Here is a 16,405-nt window from a genome sequence, read left to right as displayed (position 1 = left end):
AGTTAAACTGGTATAGAGGTATAGACAAGCTCATGACTACCGCACGCAACTTCCCCCACGCCATGCTTCGTGAGATCTTCGAGCAGCCCCAGGCTATCGCTCAGACCCTCGCGGCCTACGCCGACGGCACCAGCCTCCGCGAAGACGTCTTCGCCGCCGCACGCCAGGCGCTCGTCGGCCGCGAGAGCATCCTGATCTCCGCCTCCGGCTCCAGCCGCCACGCCGGTCTCTCCGGCGAGATCCTCTTTGAAGACCTCGCCGGTATTGCCGTCGACGTCGAATACGCGAGCGAGTATATCTACCGCTCCACGCAGACCCTCAAGAACCCCTGCTTCCTCGTCATCTCGCAGTCCGGTGAGACGGCCGACACCTCCGAGGCGTTGCGCGAGGCCATCGCCCGCGGCTCCTCCACCATCGCCATCACCAACCGGCCCGAGTCGTCGATGGCGAAGCTCGCCGGCTGCTCGCTTCCCACGCACGCCGGAACCGAGCGCGCCGTCCCGGCGACCAAGAGCTTCACCACGCAGCTCGTCGTCCTCCAGCTCCTCGCTCTCTACGCCGCCCGCATCCGCGGCCGCATGACCCGCGCAGTCGTCGAATCGCACCTCGCTCATCTCTACGAGGTTCCCGCCGCGCTCGAGGCCGTGCTCCCGCGCTGGGAAAAACAGGTCGCCCAGCTCTCCGACTCTCTCCAGACTGCCGAGACCTTCCTTTTCCTCGGCCGCGGCGTCCACTACCCCATAGCCCGCGAAGGTGCGCTCAAGCTCAAGGAGTCGGCCTACATCCAGGCCGAGGGCTACCCCACCGGCGAGCTCAAGCACGGCCCCAACGCCCTGGTCAGCCGCCACAACCCGCTCATCGTACTCGCCACCTGCGATCCCCAGGCGCCGGACTCCGTCCTTCGTTACGAGAAGACCGCCAACCTCGTCCGCGACATGAACAAGCAGGGCGCCGACATCATCTCCATCGTCAACGAAGGCGATACCCGCATCGCGGAGCTGAGCCGCCTCGCCATCGAGGTCCCCAGAGCGCCCGAATACATCTCGCCGCTCTACGAGGTCGTGCCGCTCCAGCTCCTCGCCTACTTCATGGCTATCGCCCGCCACATCGACGTCGACAACCCCCGCAACCTCGTCAAGGCCGTCGTGCAGGAGTAGCCACGCCTCACCCGGTTGTCATTCCGACCGGAGCGCAGCGGAGTGGAGGAATCTGCTTTTCTATCTCCACCCGCACACGCGCGCCGAAACACGCCAGACTGAGGGAAGCCAGGAGCGCACGCAGTGCTCATTCGGGCACAAGCCCTACAGCATCCCCAGTCCGCGAATGATAGCCACCGCGAGTGCCGCGCCGATCACAGGCCCGAGGACAGGAACCCAGGCATACTTCCAGCCCGAGTCGCCCTTGCCCGCAACCGGCAGTATCGAGTGTGCCAGCCGTGGCCCCAGGTCACGAGCAGGGTTGATTGCATAGCCGGTCGTTCCTCCGAGCGAGAGGCCGATACCCCAGACCAGCGCGCCTACCAGGATCGGGCCCAGCCCGGGAGCCACTCCCGCCGGAGCGATGCGTTTTGAGAACAACGCTGTGGCGATCAGTACCAGCAAAAACGTGCCGATGATCTCGCTCAGCAGGTTCCAGAATGGTTTGTCGACGGCTGGCGCGGTGCAGAAGCAGGCCTGCTTCGCACCTTTGTCTTCCGTCAGTTCCCAGTGCGGCTTGTAGTGCAGCCAGACGGCGATGCCGCCGCAGAGGGCACCAAGAATCTGCGCTGGAATATATGTCCACAGCCGTTCAGCGTGGCCGGTCATCATGACCGACGCGACTGTAAACGCGGGGTTCAGATGTCCGTCTGAATCGCCCAGCGCGGCGCTCACCGCAACGCCGGCAAATACCGCAATGCCCCAGGCGGCTGTGATCGAGATCCAGCCGGCGTTCTCAGCCTTCGAGCGTTTCAACAGGGCGCCGGCAACGACGCCGTTGCCCAGCAGTATCAGGACAAACGTTCCAACGAACTCTCCAATTGCAGGAGACAGTGACGAACTATCCATAGACCTCACTCACCTTCATAGACATAACCGCGCGCGACTGTACGGAACGATTCAAGATCCCGCGCCTTCCAATCCTCGCTGCGTCCAAGCTCGCGGGCCAGAATATCAGCTACGGCTGGAGCAGCTTCCATCGCTGCCCGGGCATCCAGAAACAGAGCGCGTGTCCTCCGCGCCAGCACATCCTCAACTGTGCGCGCCATCTCGTGCCGCGCGGCCCACACCACCTCGCGCATCCGGTAAGGCAGCCGCGGATGCAGCAGGGCATTCAGCGAAGGGTCTCGGTCCGACAAAGCGACGATCTCCGGAAGGTCGGAGCCATAGACACGCTCCGACTCGACCTCGGCGACCTCCTGCGTCCAGCCATGCAGATGCAGCGACCGCGTGCGCGAAGGTTCCTTCGGTAGCCCTGCCACATCGGCCGCGCGGTTGATGGCGTCTTCGCCCATGCGGCGATACGTCGTCCACTTGCCTCCGGTGACTGTAACCAGCCCCGTCGGCGAGATGACGATGGTGTGGTCGCGCGAGAGCTTCGAGGTCGCGCTGCCACCCTTGCGAACCAGCGGCCGCAGCCCCGACCACATGCTCTGAATCTCTTCTGTCTTCGGGCGGCGTCCGAGATACTTGCCGATGTGGTCCATCAGGAAGCTCTTTTCCTTGGCCATCGCGTGCGGCTCGACCGAAGGCGTCTCCACGGCTTCGTCCGTTGTCCCCACCACGGTCGCGCCGTGCCACGGGATGGCAAATAGCACGCGACCGTCCGAGGTCTTCGGAATCATCATCGCGTGGTCGCCTGGCAGAAAATCGCGCGGCAGAACGAAATGAGAGCCCTGGCTCACAGAAAGCAGTGTCTCCTTGTCGTTATCCATCGCGAGAATCTTCTCCGTGAAGACGCCCGTCGCATTGATCGTCACCTTCGCACGCAGATCGAAGAGTGTGCCGCTCTCAACATCTCGTGCGTGCACGCCGGCGGTCTTGCCGCTTCGTTCGATCAGCCCTGTCGCTTCGACGTAGTTGATCGCAACGCCGCCCATGCTCTCGAAGGTTCGCATCAGTGAGACGGCGTAGCGCGAATCGTCGAACTGGCCGTCGTGATAGAGCACGCCGCCGCGTAGTCCGCTGGAGATCACTCCCGGCAGCATCGCCAGTGTTTTCTCACGCGAGAGCATCTTTGAAGCGCCGAATGAGAGCCTGCCCGAGAGCAGCTCGTACACCTTCAGCCCGAAGCCGTAGTACGGCAGGCCCAGCAGGTCGAAGACCGGCACCACGAAGGAGAGATTGTGGACGAGGTGCGGAGCGTTCGCCAGCATGTGGCCGCGCTCCTGCAGCGCGTCCAGCACCAGCGTGATGTTCATCTGCTCGAGATACCGCACGCCGCCGTGCACCAGCTTGGTGCTGCGGCTCGAGGTCCCCTTGGCGAAGTCGGCGCGCTCGATCAGCGCCGTCCTGTAGCCGCGCGACGCAGCCTCCACCGCTGCACCCAGACCGGTTGCGCCGCCGCCGATCACCAGGACGTCCCATTCGGCCTGCTCACCCAGCCGGGCGAGAATCTTCGCGCGCTCGCTCAAACCGCCTTCTCCTCTTCTCGCGCCCAGTCCTGCGCTCGTTCGAGCGCTCTGCGCCATGTTGCGCGGACTCGCTCGCGATCGCCCGCTTTCATGGCAGGCTTGAAGACGCGGTCCATCTGCCACTGCCGCGCAATCGTATCCTTGTCAGGCCAGTAGCCGACCGCGAGCCCCGCAAGATACGCCGCGCCGAGCACGGTGGCCTCCGCGTTCTTTGGCCGTACGACCTCGATGCCCAGCACGTCCGACTGAATCTGCATCAGCAGATTGTTGGCGGCCGCGCCGCCGTCGACACGAAGCTGCGCCAGCGGCAGGCCAGAGTCTGCCTGCATGGCCTCGAGCACGTCGGTCGCCTGCAACGCAATGCCCTCGAGCGCGGCGCGGGCGATGTGGGCCCGCGAGCTTCCGCGCGTAAGTCCCAGCAACGATCCTCGTGCGTAAGGGTCCCAGTGCGGAGCGCCCAGACCGGCGAACGCAGGCACCAGCACGACGCCGTTCGAGTCTTTCACGGTAGCCGCAAGCTGCTCGATCTCGGCTGCGGTACGGACGATCTGCAACTCATCGCGCAGCCATTGCACCACCGCGCCCGCCATCAACATACTGCCCTCAAGCGCGTACTCGACCGTGCCGCCGATCTTCCATGCGACGGTCGTCAGCAGTCGGTTCTTTGAGGCCATGGGTGTAGTTCCGGTGTTCAACAACATAAAAGCGCCAGTCCCGTAGGTGCACTTGGCCATGCCCGCCGAGGTGCACATCTGCCCAAAGAGTGCAGCCTGCTGATCTCCCGCGATTCCAGCAACTGGAACGCCCGCGATCAGGCCGGTCGTTGTAGCGCAGGCGCCGCTCGAAGCGACGACCTCCGGCAGCATGGAGCGCGGCACGCCGAGCAGCTTCAGAAGTTCGTCGTCCCAGTCCATCGTGTGAATGTTGAAGAGCATCGTTCGCGATGCGTTGGTCGCGTCCGTCACATGGCGCGCGCCGCTGGTCAGCTTCCAGATCAGCCAGCTATCGACGGTTCCAAAGGCGAGCTTGCCCGCCTCTGCCTTCGCGCGTGCCCCTTCGACGTTGGCGAGAATCCAGTTGACCTTACTGCCGGAGAAGTAGGCGTCGGGGATGAGGCCCGTCTTCTGCTGGATCGCCTCGCCTGCCTGTGCGCGAAGCCTGTCGCAGAACTCGGCCGTGCGGCGGTCCTGCCACACGATGGCGTTGTAAACGGGCTCTCCGGTCTCGCGGTTCCACACCACGGTCGTCTCGCGCTGGTTGGTGATGCCGATGGCGGCGATGTCGCGATCGGTGAGGTTTGCCTTTGCCAGCGCCTCGGTGGCCACGCCGCTCTGCGACGACCATATCTCGGTGGGCGAGTGCTCCACCCATCCCGGCTTTGGAAAGATCTGTTTGAAGGGATGCTGCGCAATCGAGATAACCGCGCCTGTCTCATCGACGACCATCGCGCGCGAGCTAGTCGTGCCCTGGTCGAGTGCCAGAATATATCGCTTCGCCACTAGAGATATCTCTCCTTCTTGACAGTGAAACCACGAGCCACTTTACCTCAAGAACAATAGGCATCTCATGAACTTAATCGCTCAGAAGACGCAGAAAAGCCGTCCCCAGAGCGCAAAATTCAACAAGGCTCTCATTAGAGAGAGCAGTTGCAAATTTCTTTGGACTGGGGACGGCTCTTCTCTTGGATAATGCCGCTCGATTGGAAAGTAGCAAGATCGAATTATCTTGTCAACCATGACCACATGCGCGGCGGATGCGTTTTCACTCAAAGGACCCAGAGATCGGGGCGGCTGAGCGACACGGCGTCGACTCCCGCCTGAACCAGTTTCTCGACCTGCATCAAGTCGTTGATCAATCCACCTGCAATAACTTTTAGCGAAGGATGCGATCCCCGGATGCGATCGATGACCAACGGCGCTGCGACGGCGGGCAACAGTTCAACGGCATCGGGCTGAAAGTTCGCAAGAAACCTTCGTCCTCCTTCAACTGCGGCGGAGTCGATCATGAAGGTACGCAGTACCGTGATCAGCCCCTGTGCGCGGCCGGCCTGCAATGTCCCGTGGTGCGTGGAGATGATGCCGGAGACGCCGCAGTGCGCCAGGTACTCCACCGCGAAGGCATCGCGCGAGAAGCCTTGCAGTAGATCGGCATTCACCAGGACCAGCTTTCCCCGCGCACGGGCTGTCGAGATCATCTGTGCCAGGTTCATCGGGTTCCCGAAGAGCAGATAGAGCAGGCGCACGGGCGACGACAGGGCGCTCTCCAGGTTCTCCTCGCTACGGACGGCGGCAATGATCGACGAGTCTTTCAGCGCCTCGTCCCAGGCTTCCTTGTCGCGCAGAGGTTTCGTTGCTTTCTTTTCCAATCTTCCTCACGATCTATTTTGCCTATTTTGCAGCGTGGTCCTCAGGGAGCCGCGGTCCATCCCGTCTTCACGTGGTTGGCCGCATTTTGCTGCTTCAACCATTTGTACAGCGGATCGAAATATTCGAGCATCGGCCCGGCGTCGAGGTGGTCATCGCCGGTCATCGCCTTCAGCGTCTCCTGCCACGGCTTCGATTGCCCGGCCTCGAGCATCGCGTTCAGCTTCGCGCCCGCTTCCTTGGAGCCGTAGAAGTCGCAGCGGTTCAGCGGCCCCTTATAGCCGGAGGCATCGCACATCGCCTTGTAGAACTGGAACTGGTAGATGCGCGCGAGGAAGTAACGCGCATAGGGGACGTTCGCGGGGATGTGATATTTCGCGCCGGGATCGAAGTTTGCTTCGTCGCGTGGCGTCGGTGGAGCGACGCCCTGATACTTTTCGCGCAGCGCCCACCAGGCCTTGTTATAGTCCGCGGGTTTGGTCTCTCCGCTGAAGACCTGCCAGCGCCACTTGTCGACAAGCAGGCCGAAAGGAAGGAATGCAATCTTGTCGAGCGCGGAGCGAAGCTGGAGCGGAATGTCCGCCTCAACCGGAGGCGCTTCGTCGATGAGCTTGAGCTTCTTCAGGTAATCGGGCGTGATGGAGAGCGCGATGGAGTCGCCGATGGCCTCGTGGAAGCCGTCGTTCGCTCCGTTGCGGAAGAGGAAGGGCTGCTTGCGGTAGGCGCGCTGGTAGAAGTTGTGACCCTCTTCGTGATGCACGGTGGTGAAGTCGTCGGCGTCGACCTTGATGCACATCTTGATGCGAAGATCCTGGTCGTTGTCGACGTCCCACGCGCTGGCGTGGCAGACGACGTCGCGGTCGCGCGGCTTGATGAACTGCGAGCGCTCCCAGAAAGTTGCCGGCAGCGGCTCGAAACCCAGCGAGGTGAAGAAGCCTTCGCCGTAGCGGGCCATTTTTTTGCCGGCCTCAAGCTCTGAGACGGGACCGATCTGCTTCTTCAGCGCGCCTTCGAGGTCGTACATCTTGTAGGTCGACTTGGGCGCGACGATGTCGTAGATGTTGCCCCATTCCTGCGCCCACATATTTCCCAGCAGGTATGCGGGAATCATACCGTCGGGCCGGTCTGCCGCTGCGCCGTATTTCTGGATGAGCTTAAAGCGCACGTAGGCGTGAAGCTCCCTGTAGAGCGGCTCGAGCTGCGTCCATGTTCGTTCGAGTTCGGCGGAGAACTGCTCGGGCGTCATGTCGTAGCCGGAGCGCCAGAGGTCGCCTGTGTCCTCGAAGCCGAACTCCTTCGCGCCGCGGTTGGAGAGCTCGACCAGTCGCGCGTACTTGTCGCGCATGGGCGGGGCGATGCGATGCCAGCCCTCCCACATGCTTTCAAGTTCTTTGGGATTGCGGGACTTTGCCATGAGCACGTCGATCTGCTCGATGCCGAGGCATGCGTCGCCTGTTTTGCCGGGCGGGCAGTACTTGCCCTTGCCGTACATGCCATCGAGCGCGGTGTTGATCTGTGTGAGCTCGGCGACGAGCTTCGGGTCGGTGGGTGAGCCGTTGAGATTCAGCAGCTTGAACTGGCGGGCGAGATCGGGAGGGAGCCGGAGATCCTTGAAGCGGCGCGCGGCGATGACGAGCTCGTTCTGCCGGGTGAGGTATCGCTCGTTAGCCTTGGCGGCGAGGGCCTCGGTGTCATCCGTGATGTAGGTCTCCTGCACCCACTGTGCTCGTTGCGCTTCGTTGGAGAGGGCCAGCAACTCGGCGTTGGCTTTGTCGAGAAAGGCGTGTGCCTCATCTACAGTTGGAGCGTTGGAGTGCGCACAGGCAATGCAGCTGAGGAGGAGTATGGAGGCGGCAAGCTTGAGCTTCATGCGGGCAAGTGTATCGGAAGGGGTTTGCGCTGGTCGCTGATTAGAATATGTGGTCTGACCAATTTGATGTAAGATTCACGCTGAGTCTTTCAGAAAGAGGAAGTTTATGACGAACCGCATCGCTCTATCGCTCGCAGCCATGCTTTTAATGGCGGCGTTGCCGGCCAGCGCGAAGGTCTGCGACGCAAAGGCCTACGGAGCCAGGGCCGACGGCGTTACGAAGAATACGAAGGCCATCCAGGCGGCGATCGATGCGTGCTCGGGGGCGGGCGGCGGGACGGTGAAGCTTTCGGGAGGGACGTTCGTCTCCGGGCCGATCGTGCTTCGCAGCCAGGTGACGCTGGACATCGACAAGGGCACGACGCTGTTGGGTTCGCCGGACCACGCGGACTATCCTGCGATCACAGAGTTCAAGGCGCCGGGAACGCAATCGCTGGTCAGTGCAAAGAACGCCGAGGACATTGCCATCACCGGCAGCGGCACCATCGACGGCAACGGCGAGAGTTGGTGGGAGGAGGCGCGCAGGACGAAGGGGGCAGGCATCGTCGGCGAGGTCACCTTCCGCCCGCGTCTTGTCGTCTTCGATCACTGCAAGCGCGTGAAGATCGAGGGCGTCACCATTCAGAACTCGCCGAGCTGGCAGGTGGTGCCGTACTACACCGACCAGATGGTCATCAGGAACGTGCGCATCCTGGCGCCGCAGCACTCGCCGAACACGGACGCGATCGATCCGTTCAGCTCGTCGAACATGGTGATCGACCATGTATACGCCGACGTGGGCGACGACAACATTGCCATCAAGAGCGGCATCATCAACTCGCCCGGGCCGGATGAGCCGAGTCGCAACATCACCATCACCGACTGCGAGTTCATGCATGGTCACGGGCTTTCGATCGGCTCCGAGATCGCGGGTGGCGCCAATACCATTCACGCCGAGCGTATCCACTTCAAGGGCACAGATCAGGGCATCCGCATCAAGGCGAACCGCGACCGCGGCAATCAGGTCTACCACATCTCCTTCAAAGACATCACCATGGAAGATGTAAAGAACCCAATTCTAATCAGTGAGTATTACCCGAAGGCGCTGCCTGAGGGTGAGGTGGCCTCAGCGCCGATCACGCGTCTGACGCCGTTCTTCCACGACATCACGATTGAGAACGTAAAGGCGGTCAAGAGCGGAAATGCGGGCATCATCGTTGGTCTGCCGGAGTCGCCGGTGAAGAACCTCGTGCTGAAGAACGTCAACATTGTCGCTGAGACTGGTATGACGGTAGCTTATGCCGAGGTTACGGGGTCAGATGTGCATCTGATCGTCGCCAAGGGAGAGGCGATGAAGGTTGCACCGAATGCGAAGGTCAACATCAAATAACGATCAGGCGTCTTGATCCGGAGAGAGCGCGGCATGTACCTCGGCCGCGCTTTTCCCTGTAATGCGCAGGGTCTTACTTCTGCTGGTTGCGCCTGCAACCAGAGCTACCTTTGAACGCGGGAGCCGAAGCTGCTCAGCCACAAACGCGATCAACGCTTCGTTCGCTTTGCCATCGACGGGCGGTGCAGTCAGGGCGATCTTTACTGCGCCAGCGTGAAGACCGGTTACGGCGTTGCGCTTTGCTCCGGGGTGCACTCGCACACTGAGTGTGCAGCCATCAGGTGTATCGAACGCGAACTGGACCGCATCGCTCATGAAGCCGGATAGATTCGCTTCCCGAAGATGGCTGTTCCCACGCGCACACAGGTGCTGCCTTCTTCGATGGCGACGGCGAAGTCGTTCGACATTCCCATCGAGAGTTGTGTAAGTGCAGGGTGTTGCTTGCGCGCTTCATCACGCAGGTGCCGCAGCTCGCGGAAGTAGGGCCGCGCGGTCTCGGCGTCCTCCGACCATGGCGGTACGGTCATCAGGCCGACTGCTTCCACGGATTCGAGGGGAGCGATGGCGTCGAGCAGGGCAGGCAGCTCGGCGGTTGCGATACCGTGCTTCGACTCCTCGTGGCTTAGCTTCACTTCGATCAGGATGGGCAGCTTCTTGTTGAGTAGTTTTGCGGCGTTATCCAGCCGCTGTGCGATCTTCAACGAGTCGACGGCGTCGATAGCGTCGAACAGTTCGGCTGCCTTGTTCGTTTTATTCGACTGTAACGGCCCGATCAGGTGGAACCTCGCGCCTTCGAGTCCCGCGATACGTGGGGATTTTTCCTGAAACTCCTGCACACGGTTCTCGCCGAAGAGGCGCTGGCCGGCGGCATAGGCTTCGAGGATCGCCTCAACCGGGTGGACTTTGCTGACCGCCATCAGCTCGACCTCACCTGCATCACGGCCTGCTTTTGCACAGGCGCGAACGATCTCATCTTTCAGTCGTGCAATGTTTTCTGCGATGCTCATCTCTAGTTGCATCTTACTTGCTGCGGCGATTCCATTTCACGGAGAACGACAGGAACATGCGGACCATCCTTCTGCTCATCGGCTCGAATATCTTTATGACCTTTGCCTGGTATGGGCACTTAAAGTACAAGGAGGTCTCGCTGTGGAAGGTGATCCTAGTGAGTTGGGGCATTGCGTTCTTTGAGTACTGCCTTCAGGTCCCGGCCAACCGCATCGGCGCGCGGACGTTTACGCCGGACCAGTTGAAGGTGATTCAGGAGGTGATCACGCTCACCGTCTTCGGCGTGTTCTCAACCTTCTATTTTGGTGACAAGCTGCACTGGAACCACGCGGTGGCGTTCTGTTGCCTTGTTGGCGGGGCGTTTTTTATGTTTCACAAGTTTTAGTCGAACAGCGATGGAGTCTCCTGCAGGAGGTCTTTGAGGTATTCAACGCGATTGTTGACGAAGTAGCGAACGATTTGGAGCGGTGCGGTGTCCTCGTAGTCGATCTGCTGAATCGGGCTGCTGTCGAAGGATAGGATTTGGGCGCCGGGATAGCCGAGCAAAACGGGCGAGTGGGTCGAGATGATGAACTGCGCGTCTTTGTATAGGCGAAGGGTATCGTGCATCAGGACAAGGAAAGCGAGCTGACGCTGCGGGGAGAGAGCGGCTTCGGGCTCGTTGAGGAGAAACAGCCCGTCGCGGCGGAATTTTGTGAGTAAGAAGCGTGAAGAAGGTTTCGCCGTGTGAGCGCTGATGAAGACTGATGCCTCCGTAGTAGGGAAGGATAGGTGGACCAAATGCCTCTTTGTCTAACTCATCTATATGCGACGCAGTATTGAAGAAACTTTCTGCCCGCAAAAAGAATCCAGCTCTGGTCCTCCGGTCAAAAGACAATCTCAGAGCTCGTACGAGAGGATCGGTCGAGTGATTGTGTTCTGTAGTGTCGTGTTGGAGATTTCGGTTTCCGCCTTCCGGCCCGAAGCCATAGTGGGCGGCGATGGCTTCGAGCAGAGTGGATTTGCCGGTGCCGTTTTCTCCTGCGAAGAAGAGGACGCGAGAGCAAATGTCAACCTCGGTGAGCGCAGCGATGGTTGGGACGGAGAACGGGTATGCCGTCCAATCTTCGACGCGGTCTTTCAGCAGGGTAATCTTCTTGAGCATAGAAACTCAGGCCAGCCGAGGAATATCGGCTGGCCTGAGAATATCGCAATGAAGAGTCTCTTATCGCCCGTGTTCTTCCAGATACTTCTCCACCTCAAGCGCGGCCATGCAGCCTGATCCTGCTGCGGTGATGGCCTGGCGGTAGCGGCGGTCCTGGATGTCTCCGCAGGCGAAGACGCCGGGGATAATCTCGCCGTTGAGCGTGGTGAAGACGTTGTTCGTGGTCTTGATGTAGCCATCGTCGTCGAGGTCGAGCAGGCCGGTGAAGGCCTTGGCGTTGGGCTCGTGGCCGATGCCGAGGAACATCGCCGAGACGGGGAGAACGGATTCCTCGCCCGAGACGCGGTTCTTCAGGCGCAGACCCTTGACGTCCTTTTCTTCTACGCCCAGCACCTCTTCCACCACGGTGCTGCTCAGGAACTTGATCTGTGGGTGAGCCACGGCGCGATCGAGCATGATCTTCGAGGCGCGGAAGTGTTCGCTGCGGTTGATCAGCGTGACCTTGGTGGCGAAGCGCGTGAGGAAGAGAGCTTCTTCCATGGCCGAGTCGCCGCCGCCGATGACGGCGATCTCCTTGCCGGAGAAGAAGAAGCCGTCGCAGGTCGCGCACGAGCTGACGCCGTGGCCGATCAGCGCCTGTTCGCTGGGTATATTCAGCCAGCGTGCGCTTGCACCCGAAGCGATGATCAGCGTATGGGTATGAATCGTCTCCTTGCCGATGTTCAGGGCGAAGGGCCGTTTGGTGAGATCGATGGAGTTCAGGTGGGCCATCTTCAGCTCAGCGCCGAAGCGCATGGCCTGCTTCTTCATGTTCTCGATCAGCTCGGGGCCTTGGATGCCCTCAGGCCAGCCGGGGAAGTTTTCGACCAGGGTGGTGATCGAGAGCTGGCCGCCGGGTTCGTGGCCTTCCAGCACCAGGGGCTTCAGGTTCGCCCGTGCGGTGTAGATGGCAGCAGTGAGCCCGGAGCATCCGGAGCCGAGGATGACTGTATCGCGCGTCGTGTTTTCACTCATATGGACTTCCACTAGTGTAAATGCGGGACGGAGGAAAAGGATGCAAAGCCCTCCGGCGTCTGTCCGCCTTCAGGCGTCCATCTACAATCGAAATATGGCAAATCTAACGCTGGTCTACGGAATGAGGCTGCTCCCGGCCGACGAGATCGCTCGGGTGGGCGACGCTCCGATTGAGCTGAAGAATGGGAATCAGGCGCAGGTGACGATGCACGTGCTCGAAGGCAGCCGCGAGCAGATCGAGGCGCAGCTCAAGATGAGCCTCGACGCCTTCTTCGACTTCTACCCTGAGATTTAGCCGAGGCGGCCTGTCTTTTATCGGGAAACGTGAAAACCAGACACTGATGCCTCATTTCAGGTCACACTTCTGCCGAAGAGGAGAGTGTGATCCGGCGATCCAGGACGACTCTTGTGGCCTACGCAGCCTTGCTGCTGGCGTTGGGGCTGCCGTCGGCCTTGTCCGCGCAGGACACCGCACCCACGCCGCAGACCATTGAAGATGCGTTGCGTCAGATGTCGGACGCGGCAGGCGTGATCTTCACCGGAGAGGTCACCGCGATCCGTCAGCGGGCGGGTGAGAACGGCGCGTCGGGAGTTGTCGAGATCGACTTTCGCGTCGACGAGGCGATTCGCAGCTGCTCAGCGGGAGGCACATATACCTTGCGCGAGTGGGTGGGGCTGTGGGCTGCAAATGACACACGCTACCGCGTGGGGCAGCGGCTACTGATGCTGCTGCACGCTCCGGGTGCTGGCGGCATGAGTTCGCCTGTAGGAGGGACCGACGGCGCAATACCCCTTCGAGCGACGGCCAGCGCGCCGCAGGCTACATCGGCCTCGACGGGTTCGACTCCACTCATAGCCGACCTGCGATGGGTAGGCACTCGCCTTGAGCGCAGAGTGGCCTACCAGAGCTTGCCGGTCGTGACAGGAACAAGCCAGCAGCCGTCCGCCGCAGATGTCTCGACCGCAGCGCAGCAGGCGCCGGTGTCGGTCGTTGTGCAGATGCTGCGTTCGTGGCAGCAGGCCAGGCCATGAGGGCGCGCAGAGCGCTGCGCTTCTGTCTGCTGGGTGCGTTGTGTTTTGCGGCAGCTACCAACGCTCGCGCCAGCGGACCACGCTGGGTTACGGGTGCGCCTTACTTCTATCCTCCCGGATACCCCATCGCCTGGTACACGGACAGCCCGCAGTATTTCACCGACGCAGGGGATCTCAGCCCGTATGTCAATCATGCTGCCGCCGATGCCATTGTGCAGGCCGCGGCTGGAGTATGGAACGTCCAGACCTCGCGTCTGACATTGACCTACGGCGGCACGCTTAGTGAGCACGTAAGCTCGTCGAACACCTATCCGAGCACAACCGGAATCGTATTTCCCCTGGATGTGCAGGCGTCAAACTACCTGGCTAAGCAGATCGCGGTCATCTACGACAGCGATGGCTCCGTCACGGATATGCTGCTCGGCGCCGGGGCAAGCAGTCCGTCCGGGTGCAGGCAGAACGCTGTTACGGAAAGCGTCGACTCATTCAGGAGCAGCGGCTACATTCAGCATGCGGTGCTTGTGTTGAACGGCCGCTGCACTGGACCTGCACCAGAGCAGCAGCTACAGATTCGGTATCAGCTCATGCGCGCCTTCGGACGGGTTCTGGGGCTGGGATGGTCGCAGACAAACGACAACGTATTTACTGGAAGTCCGCGGCCGACTTATCAGCAGGCCCTGTACTGGCCTGTCATGCACCCCATCGATGTGATCTGCGGACCATATACCTACCAGTGCATGCCCAATCCTTTTACGCTTCGCGATGACGACATCTCAGGCCTCGGCCTCTTATATCCCGCGGGTTGGACTGTGCCGCCGGGCAAGACGACGACGCTGGCGCGCGCCACGCAGGTACGGGGAACGATCACGTTTCCCAACGGACAGGGGATGCAGGGCGTGAATGTGGTTGTGCACCGGCTGGAAGCGTTCTGGTCCTATCCCGAAGACTGGGAGTCGGTATCGGGAGTTACGGGCTATCTCTTTCGGCGTAACAACGCCAATCCTGTCTCGCTGCATCTTCCGGCTTCTCCGGCGGGTGGAATGGGATCGGTCGATCCATCATTGGAAGGTGTATTCAATATCGCCCGCGTTCCGCTCTACGACTGGGAGGGATGGCAAAACCTGGTGATTTCGACTCAGCCCATCAATCCGCTTTACATCGGGGCCTATGCGGTTGGTCCGTACGAGGCAAATGCCGTTCTGCCGTCCGGGAGCACGAATACGCAGACTGGTTACGTGATGGGCCCGCTCGGGGTCTATCAGTACACCAATGCAATCGGCGATGCGGCTGGCCCCTGCAATACTTCGGCAGATGGTACCGAGTTGTCGCCCGCTCCTGCCCCTGCCACGGGGTGGTGGGCGGGCAATCTCTGCTCCTACGGTCATAGCGCCTGGACGCAGTTCACGGTCAAGCCGAAGCGGAGCTTCACGGTTGAGGTGACGGCCGAGGATGAACTCGGGCAGACGACTGCCTCCAAGGCGCTCCCTGTCATTGGTCTCTGGAACTCGTCGGATGCTGTCGGCGTGCAACCCTCTATCGCTGCGGCAGCTACGGCGTTCAATAGCTCCATTAACGGCATGACGACGCTGAGTGCACAGCCCGGTGCGGGAACGCCGTCGTCACTGCGCATGGCAATTGCCGATCAGCGCGGCGATGGCCGTCCTGACTATGCGTATCGGGCGCGCATCCTGTATGCGGATTCGATCGCGCCGGCGAACGTGCCTTCTTTTGGCGGTGCGGTGACGATTACTGGCATGGGTTTTCGGCCCGGCAATACGGTCCTGATCAACGGCGTTGCAGCCACTGTCACAGGCTGGACGGCGAATACGATAACAGCTGTTGTGCCTTCGCTTAACGCCTCTACCGCGGTTTCTGCAGACGTCACGGTGTGCGACCTGGTGAGTGGAGCGACGACGACGATGACCGGCGCCCTGAACTATGCAGCGCCTCAGCCCGCATTGGTGCTCCTGTCTTCACCGTCCGGACCGGCCATCACCGGCTCTCCGGCAAGTGTGCCACTTGCCGTTCAATTGTTGCAGGGCGACGGTGTAACTCCTATCGCAGGCGCGGTTGTCAACTTGTCGCTTGTGACAGGGCAGGCCCGCTTCGATACCTGTGGAGCAGGCTCCTGCACGCTCTTGACCGATGCCCAGGGAAAGATTTCGACTACGGTCACCCCGCTCGTTGCTGGGGTCGTGACTTTTTTGGCCAGTAGCGGCGCGGGCGGCACGGTTTCATCCAGTTTTACTGCGTTGACCCGGGCCCAGTCGCTCATCGCGCTCAATGCAGACCTTTACGTTGCGGCTGGCGGACATGTCGACTGGCCGCTCCAGGCGCTGGCGGCGGACAACGGAGCGCCGGTCGCAGGCGTGCCCGTGCAGTGGTCTGCAAACACGGGCGGCATCGTCCTCTCCACTGTGTCGGCTGTTGTTGATGCGGACGGGCTGGCGCAGACGGTTGCGGGCGTGGGGCCGCTCGGCGCAACTGCAACCGCTTCTATAACTGCCTGTGCGTGGAGCTCTGTTTGTGCCGGCTTCAGCGCTCATGGGGTTGCACCCGATCAGTGGGGTCTTCAGGTTGTAAGCGGCTCAGGACAGTCGGTGGCAGCGGGAAATGCACTGGCTCCGATTGTGTTTCGGGTCGTCGACCCAGTTGGGCATCCTGTTGCTGGAGCGCCTGTCGATATCCACCAGACATTGGAGCCATGGTTCGATCCGTGTTCGAACACAGGCCGTTGTCCTGTCGCTCCGGTCTATGGCAGATCGAGTACGACGCTGATCTCGGCCATCGACGGCACCGTAACGGTGATTCCGTTGGACGTTGCCGGACAGCCCGTAGTCTCCAATATCGTTGCTGCATCGGGAACGCAGGGATTCGCCTCACTGGCGGTGGAGCGGCTTCCATAACGGCGCGACTGCTATCGTGTGATGCAGGCCGCCTATCGATGTTGGTGACCGGATGGCGCTCGAGAGCATCAAAATGATGACGAACAGGA

Annotated in this window: 14 protein-coding genes and 1 pseudogene; 6 read left to right on the top strand and 9 right to left on the bottom strand. The window is 61.1% G+C overall.

Annotation, left to right across the window (positions count from 1 at the left end; all coding sequences use genetic code 11):
* The first annotated feature begins 32 nt into the window (after positions 1-32).
* Positions 33-1,157, top strand: coding sequence for an SIS domain-containing protein (locus JSS95_15200; protein MBS1801158.1), 1,125 nt, complete (start codon positions 33-35; stop codon positions 1,155-1,157).
* Positions 1,158-1,301: 144 nt separating this feature from the next.
* On the opposite strand, the gene JSS95_15195 is transcribed toward JSS95_15200, so the two are convergent.
* The 5 genes from JSS95_15195 to JSS95_15175 form a co-directional block, all read right to left on the bottom strand.
* Positions 1,302-2,045 (bottom strand): aquaporin family protein, encoded by a 744-nt coding sequence (locus JSS95_15195; GenBank protein ID MBS1801157.1) that lies wholly within the window; start codon positions 2,043-2,045, stop codon positions 1,302-1,304.
* Positions 2,046-2,050: 5 nt separating this feature from the next.
* Positions 2,051-3,667, bottom strand: coding sequence for a glycerol-3-phosphate dehydrogenase/oxidase (locus JSS95_15190; protein MBS1801156.1), 1,617 nt, complete (start codon positions 3,665-3,667; stop codon positions 2,051-2,053).
* The gene (glpK, locus tag JSS95_15185; protein MBS1801155.1) at positions 3,607-5,109 is read right to left on the bottom strand and encodes a glycerol kinase GlpK; all 1,503 of its coding nucleotides are present in this window, start codon (positions 5,107-5,109) and stop codon (positions 3,607-3,609) included. Before glpK ends, JSS95_15190 begins: the two co-directional genes overlap by 61 nt.
* A gap of 266 nt (positions 5,110-5,375) precedes the next feature.
* Positions 5,376-5,975: a glycerol-3-phosphate responsive antiterminator gene (locus JSS95_15180; protein ID MBS1801154.1), complete on the bottom strand. Its 600-nt coding sequence runs from the start codon at positions 5,973-5,975 to the stop codon at positions 5,376-5,378.
* 41 nt (positions 5,976-6,016) lie between these two features.
* Positions 6,017-7,843, bottom strand: coding sequence for a M2 family metallopeptidase (locus tag JSS95_15175; GenBank protein ID MBS1801153.1), 1,827 nt, complete (start codon positions 7,841-7,843; stop codon positions 6,017-6,019).
* A 106-nt stretch (positions 7,844-7,949) separates the two neighbouring features.
* Between JSS95_15175 and JSS95_15170 the strand changes: the two genes are divergently transcribed.
* Positions 7,950-9,212: a glycoside hydrolase family 28 protein gene (locus JSS95_15170; GenBank protein MBS1801152.1), complete on the top strand. Its 1,263-nt coding sequence runs from the start codon at positions 7,950-7,952 to the stop codon at positions 9,210-9,212.
* Positions 9,213-9,215: 3 nt separating this feature from the next.
* On the opposite strand, the gene JSS95_15165 is transcribed toward JSS95_15170, so the two are convergent.
* Together JSS95_15165 and JSS95_15160 are read right to left on the bottom strand one after the other, a co-directional pair.
* A complete protein-coding gene (locus JSS95_15165; GenBank protein ID MBS1801151.1) occupies positions 9,216-9,527 on the bottom strand; it encodes a YggU family protein in 312 nt (103 codons plus the stop codon).
* The gene (locus JSS95_15160) at positions 9,524-10,219 is read right to left on the bottom strand and encodes a YggS family pyridoxal phosphate-dependent enzyme (GenBank protein MBS1801150.1); all 696 of its coding nucleotides are present in this window, start codon (positions 10,217-10,219) and stop codon (positions 9,524-9,526) included. The genes JSS95_15165 and JSS95_15160 overlap by 4 nt, the downstream gene beginning before the upstream one ends.
* Positions 10,220-10,275: 56 nt before the next feature.
* Here JSS95_15160 and JSS95_15155 point away from each other — a divergent pair, with 56 nt between their 5' ends.
* Positions 10,276-10,605: a DMT family protein gene (locus JSS95_15155; protein ID MBS1801149.1), complete on the top strand. Its 330-nt coding sequence runs from the start codon at positions 10,276-10,278 to the stop codon at positions 10,603-10,605.
* Here JSS95_15155 and JSS95_15150 read toward each other — a convergent pair.
* Together JSS95_15150 and trxB are read right to left on the bottom strand one after the other, a co-directional pair.
* Positions 10,602-11,364: pseudogene (locus JSS95_15150) on the bottom strand (AAA family ATPase). The gene JSS95_15155 and the pseudogene JSS95_15150 sit on opposite strands and share 4 nt — an antisense overlap.
* Before the next feature lie 60 nt (positions 11,365-11,424).
* Positions 11,425-12,378 (bottom strand): thioredoxin-disulfide reductase, encoded by a 954-nt coding sequence (gene trxB, locus JSS95_15145; GenBank protein ID MBS1801148.1) that lies wholly within the window; start codon positions 12,376-12,378, stop codon positions 11,425-11,427.
* A 94-nt stretch (positions 12,379-12,472) separates the two neighbouring features.
* Here trxB and JSS95_15140 point away from each other — a divergent pair, with 94 nt between their 5' ends.
* The 3 genes from JSS95_15140 to JSS95_15130 all read left to right on the top strand — a co-directional run bounded on the left by JSS95_15140 (position 12,473) and on the right by JSS95_15130 (position 16,316).
* Entirely contained in the window at positions 12,473-12,673 is a 201-nt protein-coding gene (locus tag JSS95_15140) for an allantoinase (protein ID MBS1801147.1), read from the top strand.
* Between the two features lie 113 nt (positions 12,674-12,786).
* Entirely contained in the window at positions 12,787-13,410 is a 624-nt protein-coding gene (locus JSS95_15135; protein MBS1801146.1) for a hypothetical protein, read from the top strand.
* Positions 13,407-16,316, top strand: coding sequence for a hypothetical protein (locus tag JSS95_15130; protein MBS1801145.1), 2,910 nt, complete (start codon positions 13,407-13,409; stop codon positions 16,314-16,316). The genes JSS95_15135 and JSS95_15130 overlap by 4 nt, the downstream gene beginning before the upstream one ends.
* Positions 16,317-16,405: the final 89 nt, after the last annotated feature.

Source organism: Acidobacteriota bacterium (assembly GCA_018268895.1).
In the GTDB taxonomy this organism is placed as follows: Bacteria; Acidobacteriota; Terriglobia; order Terriglobales; family Acidobacteriaceae; genus Edaphobacter.
Note: the sequence above shows the minus strand (reverse complement) of the source record. Positions and strands in the feature narration are given on the sequence as shown.

What these genes read in the sequence shown, in the direction of transcription:
- JSS95_15195 (MBS1801157.1), bottom strand. Translation starts at nt 2,045, where the DNA reads ATGGATAGTTCGTCACTGTCTCCTGCAATTGGAGAGTTCGTTGGAACG.
- JSS95_15155 (MBS1801149.1), top strand. Translation starts at nt 10,276, where the DNA reads ATGCGGACCATCCTTCTGCTCATCGGCTCGAATATCTTTATGACCTTT.
- JSS95_15200 (MBS1801158.1), top strand. Translation starts at nt 33, where the DNA reads ATGACTACCGCACGCAACTTCCCCCACGCCATGCTTCGTGAGATCTTC.
- JSS95_15190 (MBS1801156.1), bottom strand. Translation starts at nt 3,667, where the DNA reads ATGGCGCAGAGCGCTCGAACGAGCGCAGGACTGGGCGCGAGAAGAGGA.
- JSS95_15170 (MBS1801152.1), top strand. Translation starts at nt 7,950, where the DNA reads ATGACGAACCGCATCGCTCTATCGCTCGCAGCCATGCTTTTAATGGCG.
- trxB (MBS1801148.1), bottom strand. Translation starts at nt 12,378, where the DNA reads ATGAGTGAAAACACGACGCGCGATACAGTCATCCTCGGCTCCGGATGC.
- JSS95_15130 (MBS1801145.1), top strand. Translation starts at nt 13,407, where the DNA reads ATGAGGGCGCGCAGAGCGCTGCGCTTCTGTCTGCTGGGTGCGTTGTGT.
- JSS95_15175 (MBS1801153.1), bottom strand. Translation starts at nt 7,843, where the DNA reads ATGAAGCTCAAGCTTGCCGCCTCCATACTCCTCCTCAGCTGCATTGCC.
- JSS95_15160 (MBS1801150.1), bottom strand. Translation starts at nt 10,219, where the DNA reads ATGAGCATCGCAGAAAACATTGCACGACTGAAAGATGAGATCGTTCGC.
- JSS95_15165 (MBS1801151.1), bottom strand. Translation starts at nt 9,527, where the DNA reads ATGAGCGATGCGGTCCAGTTCGCGTTCGATACACCTGATGGCTGCACA.
- JSS95_15140 (MBS1801147.1), top strand. Translation starts at nt 12,473, where the DNA reads ATGGCAAATCTAACGCTGGTCTACGGAATGAGGCTGCTCCCGGCCGAC.